Consider the following 18,472-nt stretch of genomic DNA (forward strand, 5'->3'; position numbering starts at 1 on the left):
CATTGAAAAGGAAACTCCGATCATGAACGCCGAACGCCTCGACCAAACCTGGACCCCGGTCTGCGACCTGTCGGACATCGTCCCGGACACGGGCGTCTGCGCGCTAGTCAACGGCGCGCAGATCGCCGTCTTCCACGTGGCAAGCAAAGAACCCGCGATCTACGCCATCGACAACTTCGATCCGAACTCGAAAGCCGCGGTGCTTTCGCGCGGTCTGATCGGCAGCCTGGGCGAGCGCATCGTCGTCGCCTCGCCGATCTACAAGCAGCACTTCGACCTGCGCACCGGCGAGTGCCTCGAAGCGCCCGAGCATTCGGTCGCGGCGTACCCGACGCGCGTTTCCGGCGGCAAGGTGTGGGTCGCGGCATGAAGATCGAGCACGCAGCGGCGATCGCCAGTTCAGGGTCGAGCGCGGGCAGCACGGCGCCGCGGCGTCTGCGGCTCGTCGTGATCGGCAATGGCATGGCGGGCATGCGCACCGTCGAAGAGCTGCTCAAGCTCGCGCCGGATCTCTACGACATCACCGTGTTCGGCGCCGAGCCCTACGGCAACTACAACCGCATCCTGCTCTCGCCCGTGCTCGCGGGAGAAAAGCGTGTCGACGACATCATTCTCAACACGCGCGACTGGTACGCAGAGAACGGCATCGAACTGCATGCGGGCGACCCCGTCGTCGGGATCGACCGCGCGCGGCGCACCGTGCGCTCGGAGAAGGGCGTCGAGGCGCACTACGACCGCCTGCTGATCGCAACCGGTTCGAAGCCGTTCATCATTCCCGTGCCGGGACACGAGCTGCCGGGCGTGATTGCATTTCGCGACATCCAGGACGTCGAGACGATGCTCGCCGCCGCGCGCGACCATCGCAACGCGGTGATCATCGGCGGCGGGTTGCTCGGGCTCGAAGCGGCGAACGGTTTGCAGCGGCAGGGCATGTCGGTGACAGTGGTGCACGTCTCCGATGCGCTGATGGACCGGCAACTCGACAGAAGCGCAGCGACGCTCCTGCAACGCACGCTCGAAGCGAAGGGCATGCGCTTCGAACTCGCGGCGAACACGACGGAAATCGTCGGCCCGGATCGCGTGCGGGCCGTGCGCTTCGCCGATGGCCGCGAGATTGCCGCCGACCTCGTCGTGATGACGGCGGGCGTCAGGCCCAACGTCGCGCTTGCCAAGGCCTCGGGCCTGCATTGCGAGCGCGCGATCGTCGTCGACGACACGCTGCAGACCTACGATCCGCGCGTCTATGCGGTGGGCGAATGCGTGCAGCATCGCTCGGCGACCTTCGGTCTCGTCGCGCCGATCTGGGATCAGGCACGCGTCGCGGGCGCGCATCTCGCCGGCGCGGGCCATCGCCGCTATGTGCAGCGCGCGACCGCGACCAAGCTCAAGGTGACGGGCGTCGATCTCTATTCGGCCGGCGAATTCATCGGCGGCGCGGGCACCGAGGACCTCGTGCTGCGCGATCCGCGAAGCGGCATCTACAAGCGTCTCGTGCTCGAAAACAGCCGCGTGATCGGCGCTGTTCTTTACGGCGACGTGAAGGACGGCGGTTGGTACTTCGACCTGATCCAGAACTGCACCGACATTTCCAAGCTGCGCAGCCAGTTGCTGTTCGGCAAGACGCTTTGCGAGGCCCAGCCCGCCTGAACCGGAATACACCGTGAGCTTTCCTGTCATCCCCATCGCATCGGCTCCCGCTAGCGCGAACGCGAGTGTGAGTGTGAACACCACGTGCCCCTACTGCGGCGTCGGCTGCGGCGTGCGCGCGACCCCGCGCGAAGAGGGTCAGCCCGACATCGCGGGAGACGAAGCGCATCCGTCCAACTTCGGGCGGCTGTGCGTGAAGGGCTCGGCGCTCGGCGAAACCGTGGGGCTCGAAGGGCGACTCCTCGCGCCCAAGCTGCGCGATGCGCGTGACGGCGCATTGCATGCCACGTCGTGGGACGACGCGCTCGGCACGGTCGCCAACACGTTCAAGCGGATCATCGAACAGCATGGCCCCGATGCGGTCGCGCTCTACGTGTCGGGCCAGTTGCTGACCGAGGACTACTACGTCGCGAACAAGCTGATGAAGGGTTACATCGGCAGCGCGAACATCGATACGAACTCGCGGCTTTGCATGTCGTCGTCGGTGGCGGGGCACAAGCGCGCGTTCGGCGAAGATATCGTGCCGGTCAACTACGACGACCTCGAACTCGCGGACCTCGTCGTGCTGGTGGGCTCGAATACGGCGTGGTGCCATCCGATCCTCTTTCAGCGCGTGGTGAAGATGAAGGAGAAGCGGCCGGAGATGAAGATCGTCGTGATCGATCCGCGTTATACCGCGACCTGCGAAATGGCGGACCTGCATCTGCCGTTGAAAGCGGGCACCGACGTCGATCTCTTCAACGGCCTTCTCGCGTTCCTCTCGGAGCACGACACCACCGACGCGGCCTTCGTCGATGCGCACACGTCCGGCTTCGACGCGGCGCTCGCGGCGACCGACGGTTTCGACCCCGCCCAGACCGCGAAGGCCTGCAAGGTCGACGCACACGATCTGCTGGCGTTCTATCGCCTGTTCGCACGCACCGAACGCGTGGTGACGGTGTATTCGCAGGGCGTGAATCAATCGACGGCGGGCACCGACAAGGTCAACAGCATCATCAACTGCCATCTGGTGACGGGACGTATCGGCAAGCCGGGCATGGGGCCGTTTTCGTTCACCGGACAACCCAACGCGATGGGCGGCCGTGAAGTGGGCGGCCTCGCGAACATGCTCGCCGCGCATCTGGACCTCGATCAGGCCGCGCATCGCGAACTCGTGCAGACGTTCTGGGATTCACCGGCCATCGCCGAGCGTCCCGGGCTCAAGGCGGTCGATCTGTTCAACGCGATGGAAGCGGGCCGCGTCAAGGCCGTCTGGATCATGGGGACGAACCCGGTGGTGAGCCTGCCGGACGGCGAGCAGGCGAAGCGGGCGCTCGCGAAGTGCGAACTCGTGGTGAGTTCCGACATCATCGAGGACACCGATACCAACGCGTTCGCGCACGTGCTGCTGCCCGCGCTCGGCTGGGGCGAGAAGGACGGCACGGTCACGAACTCGGAGCGCCGCATCTCGCGCCAGCGCGCGTTTCTGCCGGCGCCCGGCGAGGCGCGCGCGGACTGGCGAATCATCTGCGATGTCGCGCGCCGTATGGGTCACGCGGGCTTCGATTTCGACAGCGTGCACGAGATCTTCGACGAACACGCGCGACTCAGCGCGCATCGCAACGACGACGAAGGACTGCCGCGTGCGTTCAACCTGGGTGGACTGACGGGCATGGACCGTGAACGCTACGACGCGCTCTCGCCGATTCAGTGGCCGGTGTCCACGCACGGCGACGCAGGCACGCCGCGTCTCTTCGAAGACAAGCGCTATCGTTATGCGGACGGCCGCGCACGCTTCATCGCGACGCCGCCGCGTGCCCCGGCCAACGCTGTCGACGACGACTATCCGCTCGTGCTCAACACGGGCCGCGTGCGCGACCAGTGGCACACAATGACACGCACCGGCAAGTCGGCGAAACTCGCGGGCCACATCGGCGAGCCGTTCATCGACATGCATCCGCAGGACGCGCTTCTATGCGGCGTGCGCGAAGGCGAACTCGCGCGCGTATCGAGCCGCTGGGGTTCGATGGTGGCGCGCGTGCAGCACGGCGGCGGCATGTCGCGCGGCAGCGTGTTCGTGCCGATCCACTGGAACGACCAGATTGCGTCGGACGCGCGCATCGGGGCCGTCGTGAACCCTGCTGTGGATCCGGTGTCGGGCGAGCCGGAGTTCAAGCACACGCCCGTTGCGGTGGAAAAGTTTCATGTGTCGTGGCACGGCTTCGCGTTGAGCCGCACGGCCCCGCTCCTCGATGACGTCGCTTACTGGACGCGCATTCAGGGCACGCAGTTCGTGCGCCATGAGATCGCGGGACGAAGCCATTTCGAAGGCAGCGACGCTCATCGCGAATGGGCACGCGCCGCGCTTCGCGTCGACGATCCTCAGGCCGACTGGCTCGAATATGAGGATCGTTCCGCGGGCGTGTATCGCGCGGTGCATGTGGTGAACGATCGAATCGAAGGCTGTGTGTTTCTCTCCGATCGACCGGAGCTGCCGGCACGCGCGTGGCTGTCGGGACTCTTTGCAAAAGAGAAGCTCGACGACGAGGACCGGATCGGCTTGCTGCTCGGACAGCCCATCGGCAAGGGCGTCGATACCGGACCGACGGTGTGCTCGTGCTTCGGCGTCGGGCGCAACACGATCTGCACCGCGATTCGCGAGAAAGGACTCAAGACCGCAGCCGAGGTCACATCGTGTCTCAAGGCTGGCGGCAATTGCGGATCATGTGTGCCGGAGTTGAAGAAGCTGATCGTCGAAACGGAAATGGCGCGCCTGAGCACGGTCTGATTCGATATTCCTTGCCGTCGCCCGGACGAACGCGCCGGGCGATTCCCGTTTCTCCACCGCGAAAAGCGGTCGCACAACCACGCCGCATCAGCGAAACCCTTGTTTTCAGCGGCTCCCGGCCTCTTCGTGCACCACGAATGAGCGTTCCCGAACGCATCCTTACGCTCAGAAATCAGATGTGAGGATTAGTGTTGGATGCCTAACGCATCACACGGGCCGTCTTCCGTACAGTCACCCAAAACGTAGGAACAACGCGAAAACAGCGAACCTACTTGAAAGCATCGGCACCAGATGCTACGGGGATAGTGATGAAGAACACACAGAACAGTAAGCGCACCGCAGGCCTCGCCGCCATGCACGCGCGCAGCGCATCGATCGTCGATGCAGGGTTTCGCCTCGCTGCTTGCGCCAACTTTCCAGACCCCCACATAGCATCCGCGCGTCGCTGACGCGCAGCACGTTTATCGGCCGTGATAGGTCGCCCCGAGCATCGTTAAAGATAACTAATGAGTTCGGTCGATGGCGCCCGCACGCCCCGACGTGGTCCAACGCATTCCGCTGTACCTGCTACATATCGGCGTCGATGTAGCTGGATAACCGTGCGCCATCAAACCAAGGAGACACACCATGAAACGCAATCTGATCGTCGCATCCGTTCTCTCCCTCGCCTCCGTCGCTGCGTTTGCAACGGGCACCAACTCCAGCTCCAGCTCGACGTCGGGCGGCTCGACCGCTGCCGGCGTGGTCGGCTTCGGTCACTTCAGCGCGACCGACGCAGGCGCCGCCAACGGTCACGCCACGGCAACCGCTGGTTCGGGCTACCTGAACACGGGCAACACGACCAATGCCACGACCGGCCACATCAACACGACGTCGGCGGGCGGCGTAGGCTTCGGCGGCGCGAAGGCGGGCGGCACCTCGGGCGCCGACGCCGCGGCAAATGCGTGGAGCAAGCTGGGCGGCGGCTGGCGCTAAGCCGCGAGGCAGATTGGTCGATCGTGTCATGAGCCGGTCGGAACGATGAAGTCGGTTGGGATGTAAGTCAATAAGAGACAGACAACTTTTAGTCTAATAAGGAATGCAAATCATGAAACGCACGATGATCGCTGCTGCATTGTTCTCGCTCTTCTCGGTCGCGGCCTTCGCCGGCACGACCACGCATTCGACTTCGACGTCCTCGTCGGGTGGCGAGACCTCGGCGGCCGTGAGGGGCTTCGGTTCGTTCACCGCAACCGACTACGGCATGTCGAACGCGAACGCGCAAGCCGTATCGGGCAACGGTTTTGGCGTGACCGGCAACGGCACCAACGCCACGACGAGCCACATCAACACGTCGAACGCAGGCGGCTTCGGTCACGGCACGTCGTCGGCGACGGGCGGATCGGGTGCGGACGCTGCAGCCAACGCCTGGAGCTCGCTCGGACGCGGCTGGCGCTAAAGCGCGCAGCTTCGCTGCGCTGCCGGAACGAGGCGGCAGACGGCGCGCCGATGCAACGGCCGCCGCTGCGCCTCGCCGCTGAACATGCACGCAGAACCATAACAATTCCAAGCCGTATCGAGGGATCGCACGAGCGTGACGTTCCCCTTTCTTTCCGGAGAACTACAATGAACAAGACCACATTGCATATCGCATGCGCTGTTCTGTTTTGCGTCGGCCATGTCGCGCATGCAGACACGACCGCCAATTCGACATCGGGCTCCACCTCAGGCTCGTCGTCGGTCGGCGTCGGGCAAGGCGGGGGATCGAGCCTGAACAACATCGGGACGTCCGCGACGTCCTCGGCCACCACCAATTCCAACTCGTCGTCGATCGGCGGCATCGGCAGCGCCAACGCATCGGGCGGCCGATCGAGCGCGACTGGCGGCACATCGAACGTGAACATCTCGCTCACCATGCCTTCGCTCACCGCATCCAACAGCACGACCAGCAGCACGTCGAACGTCGCCGCGACGACGGGCGTGAACGGCTCGGGCACGACGAGTACCGCAGGCACGACGGGCAGCACCGACGCCACGAGCAAGGCCGCGACGACGCCCGGATCGAGCCCGTATGACACGCGCGCCACCGTCGACTACAACCAGAGTTCGTACTCGGTGCGCACGACGCCGGCGATCGCCGCGCCGTCGCTCACGACGACGCTCTCGGACACCTGCATGGGATCGGCGAGTTTCGGCATCTCCGTGACGGGTTTCGGTGCGACCGGCGGCACGACGATGGTCGATCAGGCCTGCGTGCGACGCCTCGATGCGCGTGAATTCCGCGCGATGGGTCTCACCGACGTGGCTCTCGCGCTCCTGTGCCAAAGCGATGCGAACCGCCGCGCCGTGGAAGCGACAGGCCATCTGTGTCCGGGCACGACCGTGCCGCTCGCGAAGTCGGGCGTAGGCGCGGTGCTTTCAGACGACGAGAAGTATCGCGATCCGCTGATCCGCGCGCGCCTCGGCCTGCCGATGACGGCTGCCAACGAACCGGCGGTGTCGATGAAGACGCAGGCCGCGCCTGACGCGAAGAAGGCCATGCCGATCGACAGCAACAAGATTGAAGTGTCGCTTGTCAAGTAATACGCCGATGTGCAATCAAAGGTGCAATGGCAACTTGCGCCGGGGAGAAAGGATAGCGGGTGGCGCCTTCTCCCATTTAGGGTTGGCCGTTGTTGATGGACCGGAAAAGCCAACCCTTGTTTTCCATTCGAGGCACCGTATGAAGAGTCGTCCGATGCTCATGCTGCTTTCGACGCTCGCAGCGGCAAGTGTGAGCGCGCAGACCGTATCCACGGGCGCGGTCACGTCGGCGACGTGGGCGGCGAATCCGGCCGGCGCGCAGCCGATGCCCAACGCGCCGCCGCTCACGCTGCTGTCGTTCAGCGGCGCCGTTCCATTGCGAACCGCCGAGGGCGGCAAGTGCCTGCTCGTTGCGCGCCGTGGCACGCAGATCGTCGCGGTCGAGTTGTCGCCGGTCGTGAACGGACCGGCCATCGTCGGATGGACGCCGCGCCAGATCGACATGAACACGCTCACGTCGAAGTGGGGCTATCACGCGGCGCAGGGCAATGCCGTGACGAACATCTCAGCGTGGAACGCGAACGTCGATGCGCATCGCAAGGACGCGGCACAAACGCAATCGGTCCATAGCGTCACAGTCAACGGAAAGACCTATCGCCAGTACAGCCAGTTCAAGGACGCATCGGCGAAGAACGCCTCCGACGAATACCTTTGCGAATGAGTCATCGAGGATCGCGCAAGCGACTCATCCGACCGAACGCTGGCGCATGCCAGCACCCGCGCTTGCGTTCGTCGAAGCCGCTTGCGAGGGCGATGCGGGCGACGGTCCCGGGGGCCGCTCTTCGGCGCCGAAGCGCGCCACCGAGAATGCGAACGTGTTGATGCCGTGCGCGCTCGTGGCGGACACCGTGCCGCGATGCATCTCCGCGACGGCCTTCACGATCGCGAGACCCAGCCCATGATTCTCGCGGCTGTTGGTCCGCGAACTCTCCGCGCGATAGAAGCGGTCGAAGAGGTGATCGAGCATCGAAGGCTCGATCGGTTCGCCCGGATTAGCGACGGCGATGCTGATGCGTCCGGGTTCGCGCGCGATCGAAACCGAAATGGTCGCGCCCGGTGCGCAATACTGGATGGCGTTCATGACGAGGTTGCTGAGGGCTCTCCCGAACAACGACGTATTGATCAACGCGCGCGCATCGCCCTTTAACGCGGCGCGCACCTGTGCTTCTTCTAGCGGAATCTCGAGGAATTCGAGCGTGCGCGTGACCTCTGCGGCAAGCGATACCTCGACGAGTCCCGTGGCTCGCTCGCCCTGATCCGCGCGCGCGAGGAACAGCATGTCGTTGATGATGGCGCGCACGCGCTCGAACTCTTCCAGATTCGATTGCAGCGTGTGACGCAATTCGGCGATGGAGCGGTCGCGCGTCAAGGCAACTTCGGTTTGCCCGATGAGGATCGTGACCGGCGTGCGCAATTCGTGCGCGACGTCCGCGTTGAACGATTCGAGCCGCGCGTAGGCGCTGTCGAGTCGTTCGAGCGCGCCATTGAACGACTTCGCGAGGTCTTCCAGTTCGTAGGGTAGCGAGCGTGCGTTCAGGCGCTGCGAGCGGTTGTTGGGTCGCACGTTCGATGCGTCTTTCGTGAGCCGCGTAAGCGGCGCGAGCCCGATCTTCGCGACGGAGTAACTGAGCAGCAGCACGGTGACGGTGCCGAGCGCGGTCAGCGCCGCGAGCGCGAAGCCGAATACGCGCATCGTGCGCACGTTCGGCGAGCAGTCGATGGCGACCTGAAGTTGCAACGGCGGCCGCTCGCCATTGGCGGGTATCGTCACTGCGGTGGTGAGCATGTCATAGGCGCGCCCGTTCGGACGAAGCCGCACGTAGCCGCCCGGAATCTGCTTGCGGATGCTGCCCGTGAGCGGCGTGCCGTAGGTGAAGCGCGAGTCCTGGCTCGATGCGGCGAAGAGCGTGGAGCTGTCGCGCGGCGTGATGTCGGCGAGTTTTTCCTTTGCCATCTTCCACTTCTCGGGCGTCGACGCATGCAGCACGATCAGGCGTGCGATCTCGGCGCGCGTGTCGAGCGATTCGCGCAGATGATTCTCCAGTTGCGAACGCAACACGAGAAAGAGGCCGGTGCCGACCAGCGTGAACACGAACAGCGCCACGACCGCGAACATCGCGGCAAGGCGCCGGGAGATCGAGCGTTTCATGATGGCCTCGGGTCCTCGCGCGCTTCGCGCATTTCGCGTACCTCGCGCACTTCCAGCACATAGCCCATGCCGCGCACGGTATGCAGCAGCTTCGTGCGGAACGGGCCGTCGAGTTTCGCGCGCAACCGCTTGATCGCGGTTTCCACGACATTCGTATGGCTCTCGAAGTCGACTTCCCAGACGAGTTCGGTGATCGCCGTCTTCGAGAGGATGTCTCCGTGACGGCGCGCGAGCACCGAGAGCAACTGGAATTCCTTCGCGGTGAGATCGAGCCTGACGCCGTCGCGGGTCGCGCGGCGGCCGATCAGGTCCACGTACAGGTCGCCGACGGAAATGAGCGTGGATTCCTGCGCGCGCGTGCGTCGCGCGAGCGCGTGCAGGCGCTCGACCAGTTCGAGAAAGGAGAAGGGCTTCGTGAGATAGTCGTCGGCGCCTTCGCGCAGTCCGCGCACGCGGTCGTTGATGTGGTCGCGCGCGGTCAGCATGATGACGGGCGTCGATTTCTGCGTGCGCAGCGCTTTGAGCACGGCGAAGCCGTCGCGCTTGGGCAGCATGACATCGAGCACGATCACGTCGTAATCGTATTCGGTGGCGAGATGCGTGCCTTCCTCGCCGTCGAGCGCGATATCGACGACCCAGCCTTGCTCGGTCAGGCCCGAGCGCAGGTAGTCCACCACCTTGTGTTCGTCTTCCACGATCAGGACTTTCATGCCGGCCTCTTTGTGTGCGTGCGCATCTGCGTTGTATCGACGACTACTATACGAGCCTTAAGGCGCGCATGCTTGCCTGCTTTCATCGCGATGCCTCCTCGCTCGACGTCTGCCATCCGCCGCCCAGCGCTTTGACGAGCGAAACCGATAGCGTCATCTGCTGGCCGCGAATCTGGACGTCCTGCCGCTCGCTCGTGAGCAGCGACTGCTGCGCGGTGATCACATCGAGAAACGCGACGAGGCCGCCGGAATAGCGATCGTTCGCGAGCGACAACAGCCGCTGCGCATCGCTGACGGCTGCCTGCGACTCCTTCGCGGCACTATCGAGCACCGACAGTCCGACGATGCCGTCCTGCACCTGTTCAAAGGCAGTGAGGACCGTCTGACGATAATTCGCCTCGGCGGCCTTGTAGCCTTCGTTGGCGAAATCGACGTTTGCTGCGCGCCGTCCGCCGTCGAAGATCACCTGGCTTGCCATTGTGCCAAGCGTCCACAAGAGGCTCGGCGCGGAGAGCAGGTTCGCGAACTGCGTGCTTTCCCAGCCGATGTTGCCGTTGAGCGTGAGGCTCGGGAAGAACGCGGCCTTGGCGACGCCGATCTGCGCATTCGCAGCCGCCATCGTACGTTCGGCGGACGCGATGTCGGGACGGCGTTGCAGCACATCGCTCGGCAAGCCGAGCGGAATGGCCGGCGCCTCGCTCGCGACGACTTTCGGCGCGATCGCGAACTGCGGCGCGGGCACGCCGACGAGCGCCGCGATCGCATGCTCGAACTGTGCGCGCTGCGTGTGCAGCAGGCGCGCCTGAACGCGCGTCGTATCGAGGAGCGACTGCTGCTGCAAGACGTCGAGCCCCGACACCGCGCCGAGATCATGCTGCGCCTTCACATAGTCGAGCGCCTTCTGCTGCAACACGACCGAGCGGTCGAGCACGTCGATTTCCGCATCGAGTTCGCGCATCGAAAAGTAGTCGGTCGCGAGATCGGTGGTCAGCACGAGGCGTGCGTTCGCGAGATCGTCGGCGGACTGTTGCGCCGAGGCCGCCGCGCCTTCCACCTGACGCCGGATGCGGCCGAACAGGTCGGTGTCGTAGTCGATGGTCGGGCTTAAGCGCAGATCGTTCTGCACGGTCGAGCTGTTTGGCAAGGCGTAGTTGTTGACCGGCCGGTTGCGGGAAATGCGCGCGCGCGAAGCCTGCGCCGACAGATCGATCTCCGGAAGACGCTGTGCGGCCGTGTTCGCGAGCGTGGCTCTCGCTTGCGCGTAGTGGGCGCTCGCAGCGACGAGCGTCTGGTTCTGCGCGAGCGCCTGCGTTTCCAGCCCGGCGAGTTGCGGATCGTCGAACGCGAGCCACCAGTCGGGCGCGAGCGGCGCATGCGATGGTTCGGCGAGTCGCCAGTATGAATCGGTCTTCCAGGCCGGCGGGGCGTCGGCCTGCGGCGCCTTGTAGTCGGGGCCGAGCGTGCAAGCCGAAAGCAGCAGCGCGCCGAGCGCCGCACAGGTGCGCTTCATGATGCCTTCTCGCCTTTCTGCCGGGGCGACGCGATCAGCACGTGATCGCCATCCGCGATCGAATCGCTCGGGTTGACGATGACCTTGTCGGTCGGCTCGATGCCGCTCTCGATTTCAAGCGACTGCCCGAGGTCCTGCGCAATGTCGATCTTGCGCAGATGCACCTCGCCGTTCGCATCGACGATCGCAAGTCGCGGGCCTTCCGCGCGAAACAGGAGCGCGTTGCCGGGCACGAGCAGCCGCGCGTGGACGGCCGCCGGCAACGCGACCTGAACGTAAGCGCCGGGACGCAGGCGGCCATCGGGATTGGGCAAGGTGACTTCGACCTGCAGCGAACGCGTCGGCACGTCGATTGCGCCCGAGATGTGGGTGAGCGTGCCGTGAAATGGCTGGCCCGGCAATTCCGCCTGCGTCACGACGACCTGCTGGCCCACGCTCACGTTCTGCGCATACGCTTGCGGAAGCTGAACATAGACGCGCAGCGGGTCCGACTGCGCCAGCGCGAAGAGCGCGCGGCTCGCGCCGCTGCCCGCATCGATCAGATCGCCGACATCGACGTTGCGCTGCGTCACCACGCCCGCGAAGGGAGCGACGATCCGCTTGAACGATTCCAGCTGACGCAGACGCCGCACGTTTGCATCGGCTGCCGCGAGATTGGCGACGTCCTGGTTGAACGTGCTCTGGCGTTCGTCGAGTTCCTGCTGCGAGACGGCGTCGCGCTGGCGCAACTGCTGCCAGCGTTCAAGCGAGCTCTTCGCGAGGCCGAGGCTCGAACTCGTCTGGTCACGTTGCGCGACGGCCTGCGCGAGTTCCTGATCGATCTCGGGCGTATCGAGGTCCGCGAGCAGTTGTCCCTGCTTCACGCGCGCACCGATATCGACATACCAGTGCAGCAGATAGCCTGTCGCGCGCGCATAGATCGGCGACTCGACAAAGCCGCGCAGCGTGCCGGGCAAGAGCGTTTCGCCGCCGTTGTCGGTTTGCGTTGGCGTCACCACGTTGACGAACTGCTTCGCATTCTGCTGCGTCGTCGCGGCAACCGAGCGGCTATGCATCATGTCCACGACGACCGTGCGCACTGCGCCGAGCGCGAGCAGCGCGAGCACGATCAGAAGCGCGATTTTCGCGCGCCGCCACTCGACGTTGCGAGGCGGCAGCGCATGGCCTTCATCGGGGTCGCGCGCGGGAATCGCAAGCGAAGCATGGGTTTTTTCGGTCATGTCAGTCCGTCGCAGGGTGGCGTTTCATGCCTGATTCTTGTGTGCATCGGCATCGTCGGCATGGTGGGCCGCTTCACGGCGCGCAAGCCGGCTATGGATGCTCGCGAAGATCACAGGCACGAAGAACAAAGTGGAAACCGTGGCGAAGAGCAGCCCGCCGATCACGGCGCGGCCAAGCGGCGCGTTCTGTTCCGCGCCTTCGCCGGGACCGAGCGCCATCGGGATCATGCCGATGATCATCGCGAACGCGGTCATCAGCACGGGCCGGATGCGGCTCGCGCCGGCTTCGAGCGCGGCAGTGAGCGGCGGCGCGCCGGCGGTCAGCCGCTGACGCGCGAACGCGACCATCAGGATGCTGTTGGCGGTCGCAACACCCATCGTCATGATCGCGCCCGTCAGCGCGGGCACCGAGAGATGCGTGCCGGTGAGGAAGAGCATCCAGATGATCCCGGCGAGCGCGGCGGGCAATGCGCTCACGATGATGAGCGGATCGATCCACGACTGGAAGTTCACGACGATCAACAGATAGACGAGCACGATCGCCATCGCCACTCCGATCCCGAGCCCGAAAAAGGAACTGCGCATCGTCTGCACCTGTCCGCGCACGACGATCTGGCTGCCGCGCGGCAGCGCACGGCGCGCGTCGTCGACGAGACGGTCGACCTGCCGCGCCACGCTGCCGAGATCGCGCCCTTCGACGCTCACGAACAGATCGATCACGGGCTTGATGTTGTAGTGCGTGACTACCGCGAACTGGTTCTGCGGACTGAGGCGCACGAGGTTGCCGAGCAGTTGCGTGGGACCGTTGACGCTGGCGGAGACCGGCGTGCGCAGCAGTTCGTCGATCGACGACACCTGATACTGCGGCGTCTGCACCGCGAGGTTGTATTCGACGCCGTTCCTGCTGTTGAACCAGAAGCCGGGCGAGGTTTGCGAGCTGCCGGAGAGCGAGATGAGCACGTTCTGCGCGACGTTGCTCGCGCTCAGGTTGAGCTGCTGAAGACGCGTGCGGTCCATTTGCAGATTGATGGCAGGCTCGTCGAGCTTTTGCTGGATATGTGTATCGACGGTGCCGGGGATCATGCGCACTTGCTTCATCAGCTTGCTCGCCACCTGAAAGTTCGCTTGCTGGTTGGCGCCGGAGATCTGCACGTCGACGGCCGCGGGCAGGCCGAAGTTCAGAATCTGCGTGACGATGTCGGCAGGCTGGAAGAAGAAGTCCACGCCCGGAAAGCGTTGCGGCAGCACTTCGCGCAGCTTGTCGATGTAGCTTTCGGTCGGCTCGTGATCCGGAGTCAGCGCCACCTGTATCTCGCCGTCGAGCGTGCCGATCGTGCCCGCGTTGCTGTACGACAGATTGATGCCGCTATAGGGCAGACCGAGGTTGTCGAGGATCGTCGAGAGTTGGGTCGGCGGAACGATCTGGCGCACGACCTTTTCCACTTCGTCGGCGAGACGCGCGGTTTCCTCGATGCGTGTGCCGGTCGGCGCGCGCAGGTGCATGCGGATGTCGCCTGCATCGACGCTCGGGAAGAAGTCTTCGCCAAGCAGGAAGACAAGCCCCGCCGAGAGCACGCAGAAGCCGAGAAAGAGACTCGCGAAGACGCGGCGACGCACGAGCAGGCTGCTCAGAATGACGATGTACGCACCGCGCATGCGCTCGAAGCCGCGATCGAAACGCTTGTACAGGCGCGTGAAGAGGCCGGGTCGGGCGTTCGCCTTCGGCTTGTGCGCGTGGCCCATCAGCAGCATCGCGAGCGTGGGCACAAGCGTGCGCGAGAGCACGTAAGAGGCGAGCATCGCGAACACCACGGCTTCCGCGAGCGGCACGAACAGGAACTTCGCGACGCCCGTCAAGAAGAACATCGGCACGAAGACGATGCAGATGCAAAGCGTCGAGACGAGCGCCGGCACCGCGATCTCGCCCGCGCCTTCGAGAATCGCTTCGTGAAGATCGGTGCCGAGATGCAAGTGCCGCTCGATGTTCTCGATGGTCACCGTCGCGTCGTCCACGAGAATGCCGACCGCGAGCGCGAGGCCGCCGAGCGTCATGATGTTGATGGTCTGCCCGAGCGCATGCAGCGCGAGCAGCGAGGAAAGAATGGAAAGCGGAATGGAGATCGCGATGATGCAGGTGCTGCGCCAGTTGCCGAGAAAGAGCAGGATCATCGCGGCCGTGAGGGCGGCGGCAATCAGCGCTTCGCGCACCACGCCCTGCACGGCGGCCTTGACGAACACGGACTGGTCGAAGAGCGCGGTGATCGAAAGGTCGGGCGGCAAGGCCGCGCGTGCGCCGGGCAACAGGTCATGCAGCGTGTTGACAATCGATAGCGTCGATGCGCTGCCGTTCTTCAGGATCGAGATCAGCACGCCGCGCTGGCCGTTCTGCCGGACGATGTTGGTCTGCGGCGAGAAGCCGTCGCGCACGTGGGCGACCTCGCGCAGATAGGTCGTCGCGCCGTTGAGCGTGCGCACCGGAATGTCGTTCAGGCCAGCGACGGTCGCGGGCGAACCGTTCATGTTGATCGTGTATTCCTTCGGGCCGATCTTCGCCGTGCCGGTCGGCAGGATCAGGTTCTGCGCGTTCACCGCGCTCACCACGTCGGAGGGCGTGAGGCCCTTGGCGAGCAGCGCGCGCGTATCCAGATCGACCGAGATGAGGCGCGTCTTACCGCCATAAGGATAAGGCACGGCCGCGCCCGGAATCGTGACGAGCTGCGGGCGCAGGAAGTTGAGCGCCGTGTCGTTGAGGTCCTGCTCGGAGAGCTTCGGGCTCGACAGCCCGAGCTGGATCACCGGAATGCTCGACGCCGAATAACTGATGACGAGCGGCGGCGTCGCGCCCGGCGGCATCTGCCGAAGCTGCGCCTGTTCGACGGCTACCGTCTGCGCGATGGCGGTCTGGATGTTCGCGGTCGGTTGCAGGAACAGCTTGATGATCGCGATGCCGGGCAGCGACTGCGACTCGATGTGCTCGATGTCGTTGACGGTCGTCGTGAGGCTGCGCTCGTTCACCGACGTGATGCGGTTCGCCATGTCCTCCGCCGAAAGCCCCGTGTAGTTCCAGATGATGCTGACCACGGGAATGTCGATGTCCGGAAGCACGTCGACCGGCGTCGTCAGCAAGACGAAGGGCGTCGCCAGCAGGATCATGATAGCCATCACGATGAACGTGTAGGGCCGCTTCAGCGCAACGTTGACTATCCACATTGATGCGTGCTCGAGCCATCCGGCAAGAAGGGATCGACGGCTAGGCGCGCAAAGGCGCCCTGCCGGACGGTGATAGACGGGGACGGCCGGCGCATGGCGCGCGATCGTTAGAGAGACGCGCCCGATCGGGTCTTGCGCGAACCAGCCTCTATGTTAGAAGGCCGGTGCCAACGCCGACATGACGCGAAAATGGCAGAACGGTCAGACGGCGATAACGGCAGCGGCTAGGCGCGCGTCGCGACGTTCATGCGAACGTCGATGCAGTGAGCAGCGCCCGTTAATCTTCAAGCGCGCAAGGGTCCGGTCGTGACTGTCCGGGATCGTGCATCGGCTCGAAGCGTGCGCTACTCATGCGTCGAAGGGAAAAAAGACGCTTACTGCGAGTTGGTGGGCGTCGCCGTACCCGAACCCGAGGTGCCTTCCACCGAAGGGCCGTAGCTCGTCATGCCGGGCTTGGCGTTCATGTCGCCTGCCTGCACTTTGGCTTCGGCGGCCTGGAGGTTGTTCGGATAGTACGGGTCCCTCAACGCGGGATCGTAGCCGGCCTTTTCCAGTTGCACGAGTTCTGCGCGGACCTGCGCGCGCGTCAGGGGCTGCTCCGACTGGGCATACGTGACTAACGGCGAAACGGCCAGAACAACGGCTGCGACGCGGATCAATGTCTTCATGATGGACTCCTCGGGATGAAAAGACGTGCGCGTTGCGCGATGGATGGACGCGAACGACCACGAGGCCCAAGTGTATGGCGCATGTCGTGACGAGATGCTGGCGTCGAGATGGCGCAGCGGTCACTTAAGTGAGACGAAAGAAAACGCGCCGCCTACGATTCGATCGGCGCGATGGGTTCACGTAAGGTGACGCCCGCTTGCGCGTCAGCTTGCGCTCGCCTTTGCGGCGGCAAGCCACGCACGCCAGCCGTTAAAGCGCGTGATGTCGATGGCGCCATCGAGTCCGTATCCTTCGCAGACGAAGCCCGTTTCCCAACTGCCGTCGGCGAGTTCGACCTTGCCGAGCGCGAGCGGCGCAGGGATGCCCGCGAGGAAGGAGCCGAGTTCGGCGCTCGGCAATTCCCACACTTCGACTTCAATTGCAGCGCCTTCTCGCGCGACACGCTCCATGCCCGGACGGCGCGTTTCGCCTCCATTCGCCGCGAGCGCATGCAGACGATAATGTGGCGCACTGGTGGTCGCTTCGACGAGGCGCGCGCCGCGCGCCCGCAACTGGCCGTTGAGCGGCAGGCCGTCGAGATGCGCGCCGCACACGACGATCCGCACGCGGTCGTTGCGCGCCGGCTTCGTCGCAGGAGCGAAGTCGGGCGCGGCACCGCCGACGAGCGGCAAGCCGAACGACCGCTGCAAAGTATCGGCGACGCTCAGCAAATACTGGTCGGTGAATGCGCGTCCGAACACGGTGATGCCCCAAGGCAATCCACTCTTCATGAAGGCGGTGGGTGCCGCGACGGCCGCGTAGTCGAGCAGGTTCATGAAGTTGGTGTAGTAGCCGAGCAGTGAATTCGGGCCGATAGGATCGCGTTCGAGTTCGGCCAGCGTGACCGGACGCGGATAGCTCGGCGTCAGCACGAAGTCGAGATCGTCGAGCACGGCATCGCAGGTCTTCTTGAGCGCCTGCAGCCGATACTGCGCGCGGAATGCGTCGACGGCCGTCGTGCCCGGCGCCTTCGCGAGCACATCGCGGATCACGGGCAGAACGGCCTCGGGCTGCGTCTCCATCAGTTCGCCCGCCACGCTGTAGCGCTCCGCCACCCACGGTCCTTCGTAGAGCAGTTTCGCCGCCTCGACGAAGGGCGCAAAGTCGATTTCGACGGCGGTCCCGCCCGCAGCCACGAGCGCCGCACGCGCTTGCGCGAACAGCGCAGGACTCTCCGCACAACCCGCGAACTCCGGCGACGCGGGCACGCCGAAGCGAAACGGCGGCAGCGCACCGAACGCGGTCGCGTCGTTGAACTGCGGGTTGGCGCGGCTATAGGCGTCACGCGGGTCTTCCTTCGCGGTCAGCGCGAGCAATTCGCTCGCTTCCCGCGCGGTGGCGGTGAAGTAGGTGACGCAATCCAGCGTGCGGCAAGCGGGCACGACGCCGGCCGTCGAGAGCAGGCCCTTCGTCCCTTTCAGGCCGACGAGGTTGTTCAGTGCCGCGGGCACGCGGCCCGAACCGGCGGTATCAGTGCCGAGCGCGAAGCTCGCGACGCCCAGCGCGACCGCGAGCGCCGAGCCCGCGCTCGATCCGCCCGACGGGTAATCCGGATGCACGCTGTTCTTGCACTTGCCGTAGGGCGAGCGCGTGCCGTTGAGCCCCGTCGCGAACTGATCGAGGTTCGTCTTGCCGATGGGCACGGCGCCGAGCGCGATCAGCTGCGCGACGAGCGTCGCCGATTCGGATGGCATATAGGCGAACGCGGGGCATGCGGCCGTCGTCGGGATGCCGGCGAGATCGATGTTGTCCTTGATCGCGAAGGGAATGCCGTAGAGCGGCAGCGTATCGACGTCTTGCCCTTCAAGTGCGGCGAGATACGGTGCGAGTTCGGCTTCGCTCAGCAGATGGATGAAGAGATTGAATTCGGAGTTGAGCGCCGCAGCCTTCGCGCGCAATTCGCCGATGAGCTTCGCGGGCGTCGTGTGCTTCGCGCGGTACGCGGCGCGCAGCGTGGAGAGACGCAGATCGAACGAGGGCATGGGTCGG

At 64.9% G+C, this 18,472-nt stretch carries 14 protein-coding genes; 7 read left to right on the forward strand and 7 right to left on the reverse strand.

Annotation, left to right across the window (positions count from 1 at the left end; all coding sequences use genetic code 11):
• Positions 1 to 22: 22 nt before the first annotated feature.
• The 7 genes from nirD (at position 23) to QCE48_RS18490 (ending at position 7,637) form a co-directional block, all read left to right on the forward strand.
• Entirely contained in the window at positions 23 to 370 is a 348-nt protein-coding gene (gene nirD / locus QCE48_RS18460) for a nitrite reductase small subunit NirD (protein WP_309784325.1), read from the forward strand.
• A complete protein-coding gene (locus tag QCE48_RS18465; RefSeq protein WP_309784326.1) occupies positions 367 to 1,647 on the forward strand; it encodes an FAD-dependent oxidoreductase in 1,281 nt (426 codons plus the stop codon). Before nirD ends, QCE48_RS18465 begins: the two co-directional genes overlap by 4 nt.
• A 67-nt stretch (positions 1,648 to 1,714) precedes the next feature.
• The gene (locus tag QCE48_RS18470) at positions 1,715 to 4,414 is read left to right on the forward strand and encodes a molybdopterin-dependent oxidoreductase (protein WP_309785059.1); all 2,700 of its coding nucleotides are present in this window, start codon (positions 1,715 to 1,717) and stop codon (positions 4,412 to 4,414) included.
• A gap of 627 nt (positions 4,415 to 5,041) precedes the next feature.
• Positions 5,042 to 5,389 (forward strand): hypothetical protein, encoded by a 348-nt coding sequence (locus tag QCE48_RS18475; protein WP_309784327.1) that lies wholly within the window; start codon positions 5,042 to 5,044, stop codon positions 5,387 to 5,389.
• 112 nt (positions 5,390 to 5,501) lie between these two features.
• On the forward strand, positions 5,502 to 5,852 hold the full coding sequence (locus QCE48_RS18480) for a hypothetical protein (protein ID WP_309784328.1): 351 nt from the start codon (positions 5,502 to 5,504) through the stop codon (positions 5,850 to 5,852).
• A gap of 167 nt (positions 5,853 to 6,019) precedes the next feature.
• A complete protein-coding gene (locus QCE48_RS18485; RefSeq protein WP_309784329.1) occupies positions 6,020 to 6,976 on the forward strand; it encodes a hypothetical protein in 957 nt (318 codons plus the stop codon).
• A 139-nt stretch (positions 6,977 to 7,115) separates the two neighbouring features.
• Complete coding sequence (locus QCE48_RS18490) at positions 7,116 to 7,637, forward strand: hypothetical protein (protein WP_309784330.1); 522 nt, start codon at positions 7,116 to 7,118, stop codon at positions 7,635 to 7,637.
• A gap of 24 nt (positions 7,638 to 7,661) precedes the next feature.
• Here the strand turns inward: QCE48_RS18490 and QCE48_RS18495 are convergent, their stop codons facing one another.
• The 7 genes from QCE48_RS18495 to atzF form a co-directional block, all read right to left on the reverse strand.
• A complete protein-coding gene (locus QCE48_RS18495) occupies positions 7,662 to 9,125 on the reverse strand; it encodes a heavy metal sensor histidine kinase (RefSeq protein ID WP_309784331.1) in 1,464 nt (487 codons plus the stop codon).
• Positions 9,122 to 9,835, reverse strand: a complete 714-nt coding sequence (locus QCE48_RS18500) for a heavy metal response regulator transcription factor (protein WP_116564153.1) — start codon at positions 9,833 to 9,835, stop codon at positions 9,122 to 9,124. The genes QCE48_RS18495 and QCE48_RS18500 overlap by 4 nt, the downstream gene beginning before the upstream one ends.
• Positions 9,836 to 9,917: 82 nt before the next feature.
• A complete protein-coding gene (locus QCE48_RS18505) occupies positions 9,918 to 11,345 on the reverse strand; it encodes an efflux transporter outer membrane subunit (protein ID WP_309784332.1) in 1,428 nt (475 codons plus the stop codon).
• Positions 11,342 to 12,565, reverse strand: a complete 1,224-nt coding sequence (locus QCE48_RS18510) for an efflux RND transporter periplasmic adaptor subunit (RefSeq protein WP_309784333.1) — start codon at positions 12,563 to 12,565, stop codon at positions 11,342 to 11,344. The genes QCE48_RS18505 and QCE48_RS18510 overlap by 4 nt, the downstream gene beginning before the upstream one ends.
• 24 nt (positions 12,566 to 12,589) lie before the next feature.
• Entirely contained in the window at positions 12,590 to 15,775 is a 3,186-nt protein-coding gene (locus QCE48_RS18515) for an efflux RND transporter permease subunit (RefSeq protein WP_309784334.1), read from the reverse strand.
• A gap of 374 nt (positions 15,776 to 16,149) precedes the next feature.
• Positions 16,150 to 16,443, reverse strand: a complete 294-nt coding sequence (locus tag QCE48_RS18520; protein WP_309784335.1) for a DUF4148 domain-containing protein — start codon at positions 16,441 to 16,443, stop codon at positions 16,150 to 16,152.
• 204 nt (positions 16,444 to 16,647) lie between these two features.
• Positions 16,648 to 18,465, reverse strand: coding sequence for an allophanate hydrolase (atzF, locus tag QCE48_RS18525; protein WP_309784336.1), 1,818 nt, complete (start codon positions 18,463 to 18,465; stop codon positions 16,648 to 16,650).
• Between the last annotated feature and the right edge of the window lie 7 nt (positions 18,466 to 18,472).

The sequence above is a fragment of the Caballeronia sp. LZ024 genome (assembly GCF_031451455.1).
Taxonomy (GTDB): Bacteria; Pseudomonadota; Gammaproteobacteria; order Burkholderiales; family Burkholderiaceae; genus Caballeronia; species Caballeronia telluris.

Excerpts from the sequence above, each read along its gene's own strand:
- QCE48_RS18510 (WP_309784333.1), bottom strand. The coding sequence starts at position 12,565 with ATGACCGAAAAAACCCATGCTTCGCTTGCGATTCCCGCGCGCGACCCC.
- nirD (WP_309784325.1), top strand. The coding sequence starts at position 23 with ATGAACGCCGAACGCCTCGACCAAACCTGGACCCCGGTCTGCGACCTG.
- atzF (WP_309784336.1), bottom strand. The coding sequence starts at position 18,465 with ATGCCCTCGTTCGATCTGCGTCTCTCCACGCTGCGCGCCGCGTACCGC.
- QCE48_RS18475 (WP_309784327.1), top strand. The coding sequence starts at position 5,042 with ATGAAACGCAATCTGATCGTCGCATCCGTTCTCTCCCTCGCCTCCGTC.
- QCE48_RS18485 (WP_309784329.1), top strand. The coding sequence starts at position 6,020 with ATGAACAAGACCACATTGCATATCGCATGCGCTGTTCTGTTTTGCGTC.
- QCE48_RS18500 (WP_116564153.1), bottom strand. The coding sequence starts at position 9,835 with ATGAAAGTCCTGATCGTGGAAGACGAACACAAGGTGGTGGACTACCTG.
- QCE48_RS18465 (WP_309784326.1), top strand. The coding sequence starts at position 367 with ATGAAGATCGAGCACGCAGCGGCGATCGCCAGTTCAGGGTCGAGCGCG.
- QCE48_RS18505 (WP_309784332.1), bottom strand. The coding sequence starts at position 11,345 with ATGAAGCGCACCTGTGCGGCGCTCGGCGCGCTGCTGCTTTCGGCTTGC.
- QCE48_RS18495 (WP_309784331.1), bottom strand. The coding sequence starts at position 9,125 with ATGAAACGCTCGATCTCCCGGCGCCTTGCCGCGATGTTCGCGGTCGTG.
- QCE48_RS18515 (WP_309784334.1), bottom strand. The coding sequence starts at position 15,775 with ATGTGGATAGTCAACGTTGCGCTGAAGCGGCCCTACACGTTCATCGTG.
- QCE48_RS18490 (WP_309784330.1), top strand. The coding sequence starts at position 7,116 with ATGAAGAGTCGTCCGATGCTCATGCTGCTTTCGACGCTCGCAGCGGCA.
- QCE48_RS18480 (WP_309784328.1), top strand. The coding sequence starts at position 5,502 with ATGAAACGCACGATGATCGCTGCTGCATTGTTCTCGCTCTTCTCGGTC.
- QCE48_RS18520 (WP_309784335.1), bottom strand. The coding sequence starts at position 16,443 with ATGAAGACATTGATCCGCGTCGCAGCCGTTGTTCTGGCCGTTTCGCCG.